This window comes from Mycobacterium sp. E183 (genome assembly GCF_001667735.1).
Taxonomy (GTDB): domain Bacteria; phylum Actinomycetota; class Actinomycetes; order Mycobacteriales; family Mycobacteriaceae; genus Mycobacterium.
On record NZ_LZJN01000120.1, the window covers coordinates 1 to 8,683 of the forward strand.

8 protein-coding genes are annotated in these 8,683 nt (G+C 68.7%); 3 read left to right on the forward strand and 5 right to left on the reverse strand.

Annotation, left to right across the window (positions count from 1 at the left end):
• The 3 genes from A5691_RS12795 to A5691_RS12805 form a co-directional block, all read right to left on the reverse strand.
• Positions 1 to 2,872: diguanylate cyclase domain-containing protein (locus A5691_RS12795; RefSeq protein WP_068015084.1), on the reverse strand; the 2,872-nt coding region annotated here is incomplete at its 3' end.
• A gap of 90 nt (positions 2,873 to 2,962) precedes the next feature.
• Positions 2,963 to 3,409 carry a nitroreductase family deazaflavin-dependent oxidoreductase gene (locus tag A5691_RS12800; protein ID WP_067757193.1) on the reverse strand — a complete coding sequence of 149 codons (447 nt, stop codon included), beginning with the start codon at positions 3,407 to 3,409 and terminating at the stop codon, positions 2,963 to 2,965.
• 10 nt (positions 3,410 to 3,419) lie between these two features.
• Positions 3,420 to 3,848: an HIT family protein gene (locus tag A5691_RS12805; RefSeq protein ID WP_068015085.1), complete on the reverse strand. Its 429-nt coding sequence runs from the start codon at positions 3,846 to 3,848 to the stop codon at positions 3,420 to 3,422.
• A 47-nt stretch (positions 3,849 to 3,895) separates the two neighbouring features.
• Between A5691_RS12805 and A5691_RS12810 the strand changes: the two genes are divergently transcribed.
• On the forward strand, positions 3,896 to 5,287 hold the full coding sequence (locus tag A5691_RS12810) for an amidase (protein ID WP_082950288.1): 1,392 nt from the start codon (positions 3,896 to 3,898) through the stop codon (positions 5,285 to 5,287).
• Positions 5,288 to 5,297: 10 nt separating this feature from the next.
• Here A5691_RS12810 and A5691_RS12815 read toward each other — a convergent pair whose 3' ends face one another.
• Positions 5,298 to 5,837, reverse strand: coding sequence for a DNA-deoxyinosine glycosylase (locus tag A5691_RS12815; RefSeq protein ID WP_068015081.1), 540 nt, complete (start codon positions 5,835 to 5,837; stop codon positions 5,298 to 5,300).
• A 36-nt stretch (positions 5,838 to 5,873) separates the two neighbouring features.
• On the opposite strand from A5691_RS12815, the gene A5691_RS12820 reads away from it, so the two are divergent.
• Both A5691_RS12820 and A5691_RS12825 read left to right on the forward strand, forming a co-directional pair.
• The gene (locus A5691_RS12820; protein WP_156670166.1) at positions 5,874 to 7,019 is read left to right on the forward strand and encodes an adenylate/guanylate cyclase domain-containing protein; all 1,146 of its coding nucleotides are present in this window, start codon (positions 5,874 to 5,876) and stop codon (positions 7,017 to 7,019) included.
• 292 nt (positions 7,020 to 7,311) lie between these two features.
• On the forward strand, positions 7,312 to 7,896 hold the full coding sequence (locus A5691_RS12825; RefSeq protein ID WP_067757210.1) for a hypothetical protein: 585 nt from the start codon (positions 7,312 to 7,314) through the stop codon (positions 7,894 to 7,896).
• A 35-nt stretch (positions 7,897 to 7,931) separates the two neighbouring features.
• On the opposite strand, the gene A5691_RS12830 is transcribed toward A5691_RS12825, so the two are convergent.
• Positions 7,932 to 8,683 (reverse strand): sensor domain-containing protein (locus tag A5691_RS12830; RefSeq protein ID WP_197499214.1); only part of this gene is annotated, 752 nt, incomplete at its 5' end.

Sequence of the window (8,683 nt, forward strand, 5' to 3'; positions counted from 1 at the left end):
CGTCGCCGAGGAGGATGGCGAATTCCTCGTCACTCACGCGCGCCAGCAGATCGTCGCGACGCACGTTGCGCGCGAGGCGGTTTGCGACGCGCCACAGCAGCTCATCGCCGAAGTGCCTGCCGACCGAGTCGTTGATCTCCCGCAGCTTGTGCAGGTGCAGCAACAACAGCGCACGCCGCGATGACGCCCGCCCCGACGACGCCGAAGCCGACAGCGCGGTCAGGGCCGTCGCCAGGGACCGCCGATTGGGCAGCGTGGTCAATTCGTCGGTCATGGCTTGCTTGTGGCTCTCGGCCAGCATGCTGACGTCCCGGAAGCTCACCGAGAACCGCGCGGCGACCGCGACGAGGCTCAGCGCCGCGAGCGTCGAAGCGAGCCGTGAGTTGTGCCCCAGGATGGCGACGCCGAGCGCCACGACCGTGCACGTCACCGGCACCGCGTAGGAGCCGAGTCCGCGCCGCGCGGCCGGTATCGCCGACGACGACCGGGCCCAACTGGCCATCGCCACCAGCAGCGACGACGCCGGCCAGAGTGCGTCCAGCGTGGTGCCCACCCGGTACGAACCCGCGGAGGTCTCGAATAGGTACGCGGTGTCGGCGACCGCAAAGCCCACCAGCCCGGCGACAAGCAATCCCCAGCGGAACTCGCTGCGCCAGCCCAGGACTGGCAGCATCCCAACGGCCAAAGCCAGCAGCACCAGATCGCCCCACGGGTAGACGAGACCCACCAGCACGGTGGCCGGCGTCTTGGCCGCGGCGGCGTGCATGGGCCCGGCCCGCAGCGCGGCGGCCAGCGCGGCGATGGCCAGCGCGCACACCAAAGAATCGAGGCGGATCGGCATCGGCACCCGCTTCAGGTGCGACCGCATCAGCAGCAGAATCCCGGCGAAGACGAACGGATAGAACGCCAGGTATTCGGGATCGGCGACCGACGGCGAATGGGCGTTGGGTACCCACAACGCATAGACGACGTCACCGAGCGCCGAGAGCGCCATCCCGGTTGCGATCATCGACCACGCGACCCGGTCGGCCCTGAGGCGGTATGCGCGAAGGGCGATCAAGCCGGCCGCCACCAGGTTCAACGCCGAATACAGGGATTTGGCGAAGAAGACGCTGTGGCTGGCATCCGGGAAGAGGGCGCTGGCCGCGGTGAAGGCGAGCACGCCAATCGCCAAGGCGGCCAGCGCGATCCGGATCGCCGTCGGTGGCCATCGAACACCGTCGCGGCCATCCTGTGGCTGCGCCGGTTTTGGCGCCGTCAGGTCGGCGGCTCGTCTGAGCTTCGGGGCGGTGCTCGCCTCCACCACGGCGTCCACCACCGGGGACGACGCGGTCAGCTGGTCGACCGAAAACGAGTACGCGAGCGGCAAATCGGGCACAAAGCTGCGAACGCATTGGCCGCCTTCGCGTTTGGCCGTATACATGGCCAGGTCGGCGTGGCGGAGGAGCTGCTCGACGCTGCACTCCGAATCGGACGTGGCCACCGTGAAGCCGACGCTCGGCCGGACCGGGATGGGAATGCCGTCCACCAGGATCGGGGTGTGGAACGCCTCGAGAACCCGATGCGCCGCCTCGCGCAAGTCCTCGACGGAACCCTCGAGCAGCACGGCGAATTCGTCACCACCGAGGCGAGCGGTGACGCAGTTGTCGCCCAAGGTGGCGGTGAGCCGCGCGGCCACCTGGACCAGCAGTTCGTCACCGGCGGGATGACCGAGGGCGTCGTTGACGGATTTGAAATTGTCGAGGTCTAAGAACAGCATCCCGATGGGTAGGGCGTCGAGTTGTCGACGGGCGACGGCCTCCTCCAGCCGCTGCAGGAAGTAGGCCCGATTGGCCAGTCCGGTCAGGCTGTCGCGGAAAGCTTCCCGCGCGACCTCCGACAACAGGCTCTGGTTCTCCATCAGGACCACGAACTGCCGCGCGAGCACCGCGGCCACCAGGATTCCCAGCGCGAACAGCAGCGGCCCATGCGCCATCAGCCCCACCGCGTGGGCGAGTCCGACCGCGGAGGCAATCACGAGTGGGAGATAGGGCAACCACAGGCGGGTGCGCGAGCGGATCTGCTCGCCGCGTGACGCCGGCAGCGGCGACTCGTTGAGGCTGGCGAGCGCGGCCAGCGCGATCATTGCCAAACCGGCCACCCTGCCCAGGTCCGCCACGGCGCTGACCTGGTAGGTGCCGACCCCGCTCCTGAACACCGTCGCGATGTCGGCAACGCTGATCGTTGCCACTCCGCCCGCCAGCAGATTGCGACTGGGAATGTCTCCGGTCACGCCGCGTGCCAGCAGCAGGATGGCGATGGTCAGCAGGACGACGTCGTTGAACACCTCGGCGACCGTTGCCAGCCTCGGGCCGCTTTCCACCCGCAGCTCCTTGTCGAGCACCAAGGCCCACGACACGACGAACAGGGAGGTCGCCACGATCAGCCCGTCGAGCAGCAGTCGCCGCGGGCTGTGGCGGGACACGCGCGACAAGAGCGCGAGCGAGGCCATGGCGCCGAACGGCCAGAGCAGCAGCACGATCTCGGCCTTGGCCGGGTGTGTGACGTGGGCGAGTACCGGACGCGCCTCGTAGACGGCCCAGATCACCTCGCCGACCGCCCAGCCCACCAGGGCAATCAGCATCGCCAGCCAGCCGAACCTGTGCCGTCCGGTCGCGGAGCAGGCCGCGCGGCCCGCGCATGCCGCCCCGAACAGCAGACACAGCGCGAGCACGATCTCGTCCACCGGCCGGGTCGCGTAGGCGCCCTCCCAGCCGGCGAGCGACGACGTGACCACCAGCGCGGCCGCCAGAGCGTAGCTGCCGAGCACGGCCCAACCCAGACGCGCGGGCAGCCCTAACCGCCGCCACGGATTTCCCGCCCAGGGTTTCATGCCCGCTCCAGCCGATCGGCGCCGTGTGGTGAGCAACCGAGGAGTTCACCACGCGTTACAGGAGAATAAACCTCCACGCGGCGTTCGGGGTCAACGCCGCGTGAGTACCACAACCGGGATCGGCCGCGACGTTTTCTTCTGGTAGGCCGTGTATCGGTCGCCATTGTTCTTGTTGACGATCTGCCATAGCCGCGGGTAGTCGGGATCGTCGGGCAGCACGGCGCGGGCGGTTACCGCCAAACGCTTTGGCCCCACGTTGATTTCCACATCCGGATGCTTGCGCAGGTTGTGATACCAGCCGGGTGCCCGGGGGTCGCCGCCCTTGGAGGCGACGATGAGGTAGTCGTCTCCGTCGCGCGCGTAGGTGAGCGCCGCGGTTCGGCGCTGTCCCGTCTTGGCGCCCACGGTATGCAACAGCAGGCTCGGTATCAGCAGCATGCGGTGGCCGATCCAGCCGTTCGACTTTCGATAGACGGCGTCGTGTACGCGCAGGATCTGGGGCAGTAAACCCTGCTCAACCCAGGACGGAAATGCCATTCGCCCAGTATTACTGGCTGGCGTCGATGCGGGCCAGGGCCGATCGCAGGATGTGCGCGGTGGCGTCCCGGTCGGGGTCGCGGCGCAGGAGCATGCCCTTGGCGACCGACAGCTTGTCGCCGTTGCGCCGGGGCAGCACGTGCAGGTGGACGTGGAACACCGTCTGGAAGGCGGCGCTGCCGTCGTTGATGGCGATGTTGGTCGCGTCGGCCAACTCCGTCGCGCGGGCGGCGCGGGCGATCCGCTGACCCATGGTGACCATGCCCGCCAGTGTTTCCGGGGGTGTATCGGTGAGGTCGACGGTGTGCCGCTTGGGAATCACCAGGGTGTGGCCGCGGGTGAACGGCCGGATGTCGAGGATGGCCAGGTAGTCGTCGTCTTCACAGATCCGGATGGCCGGGGCCTCCCCGGCGACGATCGCACAGAACACGCAGGACATGTCGCCCACGGTACTGGCCGGTGCGATGCGGGGGATACGCTGCCGCAGTGGACGCTCGCGACGTGGCTTTTGCCGGCGCCGCCGCTCAGGTCAGGATGCTGGCCGACGGTGAACTGACGGCGCCCGAGCTGCTCGAGATCTACTTGGACCGGATCGCGCGGATCGACAGCCAGCTGCGCTGCTACCGCGTGGTGCTCGCCGACAGCGCGCGCTATGAGGCCGCCGTCGCGCAGGACCGCCTCGACGCCGGCGAGCGGCTTCCCCTGCTCGGCGTGCCGATCGCGATCAAGGACGACGTCGACGTCGCCGGCGAGGTGACGACGTACGGCAGCGGCGGACACCGGCCCGCCGCGAACTCCGACGCGGAGGTGGTGCACCGGCTACGCGCCGCGGGCGCGGTCATCATCGGCAAGACCAACGTGCCCGAGCTGATGATGTTCCCCTACACCGAATCGCTGACCTTCGGCGCGACCCGCAATCCCTGGAACCCCAGGCGCACCCCGGGCGGCAGCAGTGGCGGCAGCGCCGCGGCGGTGGCCGCGGGCCTCGCTCCGCTGGCACTGGGATCCGACGGTGGCGGCTCGATACGCATTCCGGCGATCTGGTGCGGCCTGTTCGGCGTCAAACCGCAACGGGACCGGGTGTCGCTGGAGCCCCACGACGATGCCTGGCACGGGCTGAGTGTCAACGGTCCGCTGGCGCGCTCGGTGCTCGATGCCGCGATGTTTCTCGATGCGACGTCGACGGTGCCGGGGCCCGAGGGTGAGTTCGTGGCGGCGGCGACCCGTGCGCCCGGAAGGCTGCGGATCGCCCTGAGCACCAAGTCGCCGACGCCGCTGCCGGTCAGGGTCGGCAAGCCGCAGCTGACGGCGGTCGAACAGGCCGGCGCGTTGCTGCGCGACCTGGGCCACGAGGTGATCACCGCCGACCCCGACTATCCACCGTCGGCCATCATGACCAATTACCTGCCGCGCTATCTGCGCGGCATCAGCGACGACGCCGATTCGCTACCGCACCCCGAACGCCTGGAAGCCCGGACCCGCAACCTGGCCCGCGCCGGTTCGTTCTTCTCGGATCACCGCATGACCGCCCTCCGCGAGGCGGAGCCGGCGGTGACCGCCCGGATCCAATCGATCTTCGACGACGTCGACGTCGTCCTCACGCCGGGCAACGCGACCGGCCCCTCACGCATCGGCGCCTACCAACGCCGCGGCGCGGTGTGGACGCTGCTGGCGGTGGCGCAGCGGGTGCCCTACCAACAGGTCTGGAACCTGACCGGCCAACCCGCCGCGGCCGTGCCGTGGGATTTCGACGGTGACGGCCTGCCGATCGCCGTGCAGCTGGTGGGCCGCCCCTACGACGAGGCGACCCTGTTGTCGTTGGCCGCGCAGATCGAATCCGCCCGGCCGTGGGCGCACCGCCGTCCGCCGGTGTCATAACGTCTGCGCCTCATCGATTGCGCCGGCCCCATCGCTCGCCGGGCTTCGCCGCGCTCGCGTTCGACGCGATTTCGCGCCAGGCGGCCAGCTTGGTGTCCGGCGGCACGGCGTGCGCCGGGCTCGTGGACGGCAGCCGCCGGTACTGGACCCGCTCGTCGGCCTGGGCCAGCCTGCGGTAAAGCTCGGCGGCCTTGGCGCCGTTGAAGTACACCCGCGCGATGGCGGGATACCGAGCGTACAGTCCGCGGAAGTCGTTGACCACCAAGCTTTTCGGTTCGATCGCCGAGTCCGCGCTGCCGGAGCGGCGGCATGCGTGCACCACGTCCCAGAGGGCCACACCGGCCGATTGCAGCGCGGCCAGCCGCGTTTCGTAGGGCGCGGCCGGGTCGAAGCCGAACAGCTCTGCGGTGATCGGCCAGAACGCATTTCGCGGATTGGCGTAGTAGTGACCCACCGCCAGGGATTGCACGCTGGGAAACGACCCCAGGATCAGCACGCGGGCGCGCTCGTCGACGACAGGCGGGAATCCCCGCAACAGTGGTGCGCTCATCGCTTCACATCATGGCGCGCGTTGTACGTTGGCGAAGTGGAGGACGACGGTCACAACGGCGCCGGACCGCACATCGAGGATCTGCTCGACGGACTCGAGGGCAGCGCACGCACCGAGCGGGCGGAATTGGTGGAGTGGCTCCTGGAGCAGGGCATCACTCCGGAGGAGATCAGGACGACCAATCCGCCACTGCTGCTGGCGACCCGCCACCTCATCGGTGACGACGGCACCTACGTGTCCACCCGGGAGATCAGCGAGACCCACGGCATCGACCTGGGCCTGCTGCAGCAGGTGCAGCGGGCGATCGGTCTGGCGCGAATCGACGACCCCGACGCCGTCGTCCACATGCGCGCCGACGGTGAAGCCGCCGCCTACGCCCAGCGTTTCGTCGAGCTGGGCCTGGACGCCGAGCAGGTGGTGCTGGTGGTCCGGGTCCTCGCCGAAGGCCTGTCGCGCGCGGCCGAGGTCATGCGCTACACCGCCCTCTCGGCGATCATGCGGCCCGGCGCCACCGAGCTCGAAATCGCGAAGGCCTCGAAGGCGTTGGTGAGCGAGATCGCGCCGCAGCTGGGCCCGATGATCCAGCACATGTTGTTCCTGCAGCTGCGCCACATGATGGAGACCGAGGCGGTCAACGCCGCGGAGCGCGCCGCCGGCCAGCCGCTGCCGGGGGCGCGCGCGATCACCGTCGCGTTCGCCGACCTCGTCGGTTTCACCCGGATCGGCGAGGTGGTTTCCGCGGAGGAATTGGGGCATCTGGCCAACCGGCTCGCGGCGCTGGCCCGAGACGTCACGGTCCCGCCCGTGCGGTTCATCAAGACGATCGGCGACGCGGTGATGTTCGTCTGCCCCGACCCGCTGCCCATGCTCGACGTGGTCTTGAAGCTCGTCGACGCCGTCGACTCGGACAACGATTTCCCGCGGCTGCGGGCGGGCGTGGCCTCCGGCATGGCGGTGAGCCGGGCGGGGGACTGGTTCGGCAGCCCGGTCAACGTCGCCAGCCGGGTCACCAGCGTGGCGCGCCCGGGCACCGTGCTCGCGGCGGATTCGGTCTGGGAGACGGTCGGTGACACCGGCGAGTTCAACGGCTCGTTCGCCGGTGCGCGCCGCCTCAAAGGCATCAAGAACGAGGTGAAGCTGTTCCGGATTCGTCGCGGCGACGGATCCAACGGCGACGACTGATATGGGAATGCTGCCGGAATGCTGCCGACATGGGCAGGCCCGGACGACACTAGGGGGCGTTTGACTCCGTCATGCGCGGGTCCTACGCGGCCGGTTTTCTACCCTGACTTCCGGCGCTTGGAATTGGTCGTTTCCGGGCCTGCTTCGCTACCAAAAATACAACTTTGATCAGCCCATATCAACGGTTTTTGGGCAGTCGGATCGGGGCTTGGCGCGGGGCCGCGTCGTGGCGACGGGTTCGCCGGGGGCGAACACGGTTCCCTTGCACGTGCAACGATGTAATCATGTAATTATGAAATCGCACCACACGCACGGCCGGCGCTACGGCCGCCCCGGCGGCTGGCAGCAGGCCCAGCAACCCGACGCCAGCGACGCCGCCGAATGGTTCGCCGGACGCCTGCCCGAGAGCTGGTTCGACGGCGATCCGACGGTCGTCGTTGACCGCGAAGAGATCACCGTCCTCGGACGGCTGCCTGAGCTCGAGGGCTCGGAGAAGGAAGAAAGCGAGGCCCGCGCCGAAGGACGCGCGTCGCGGTTCCGCGAGGAAACCCGTTCGGAGCGAATGCGCATCGCCGACGAGGCGCAGGATCGCTATGGCCGCAAGGTTTCCTGGGGCGTCGAGGTCGGGTCGAAATCCGGCTCGGAGCGAATCCTGTTCACTCACATCGCGGTACCGGTGATGACGCGCTTGAAGCAACCGGAACGGCAAGTGCTCGACACGCTGGTCGACGCCGGCGTCGCCCGGTCGCGTGCCGACGCCCTCGCCTGGTCGGTCAAGCTGGTCGGCGAACACGCCGAAGAATGGCTTGCCAAGCTACGCAACGCCATGTCGGCCGTCGACGACTTGCGCGCCGAAGGGCCGGACCTCCAGTCGTAGGCGAAAAGCGCGCTGCGCCTTGGGTTTAGGGCTCGCTACCCGTTGTCGACTTTCGCGACGATCTTGTCGACGATCTGGGTGCCCTGATCGCTGATGTGGTATCCGCAGGCGTTGACGTCGACGACGACGTTGTTGGCCGCGCTCATCGCGCGCTGGCACTCCCAGCCGTCGGCGCCCTCCTGGGTGTCCAGCACCGCGATCTTCGGCGGGTCGCCCTGAATCTGGGCGAACGTCCACCGATACGTCTTGCCCTTGTTCGTCACGGTCACCGTCTTGCCCGCGCAGCCCTTCCACTTTCCCGCCGAGGTCTCCAGGAAAGCCTTCGCCTTGTCGGCGGACGGGAACAGGACAACGGCCTGATTGACCCAATGGTCGTAGTTGTCTCCCGGCTCCGACGACACCAGCCCGCTCACCGCTGAGTAACCGGTGCCCGAGTACACCGGGCTCTGGGTGGTGTACAGCGCGCCCTGGCAGTCGGGCTGCGACACCGTCAGCGACGAGGTGTCCATCGACTGAATGGGCTTGCCGGGCTCCATGGTTGACGATCCCATGACGGAGTTGACGTCCGAGGCGCCGAGCAGAAGCGCGCTGAGGCGCTCGGCGGGTATCGGGTCGGGTGCCGGCGCCGGCTTGGGTCGCACGAGAAACCAGATGCCCACGGCACTGGCGGCGACGACGACGACCAGTGCGGCGACGCCGGCGATGATGGGCCAGGGGTTGCGTCGTTTGGGTGGGGGTTGGTTCCAGGCGGGTGCGCCGGTGAATTGGTGCGGGGCGTGTGGTGGGG

Bases quoted from the DNA above. Each gene is read 5' to 3' on its own strand.
- A5691_RS12800 (WP_067757193.1), bottom strand. From the start codon at position 3,409: ATGGCATTTCCGTCCTGGGTTGAGCAGGGTTTACTGCCCCAGATCCTG.
- A5691_RS12815 (WP_068015081.1), bottom strand. From the start codon at position 5,837: ATGAGCGCACCACTGTTGCGGGGATTCCCGCCTGTCGTCGACGAGCGC.
- A5691_RS12805 (WP_068015085.1), bottom strand. From the start codon at position 3,848: ATGTCCTGCGTGTTCTGTGCGATCGTCGCCGGGGAGGCCCCGGCCATC.
- A5691_RS12825 (WP_067757210.1), top strand. From the start codon at position 7,312: ATGAAATCGCACCACACGCACGGCCGGCGCTACGGCCGCCCCGGCGGC.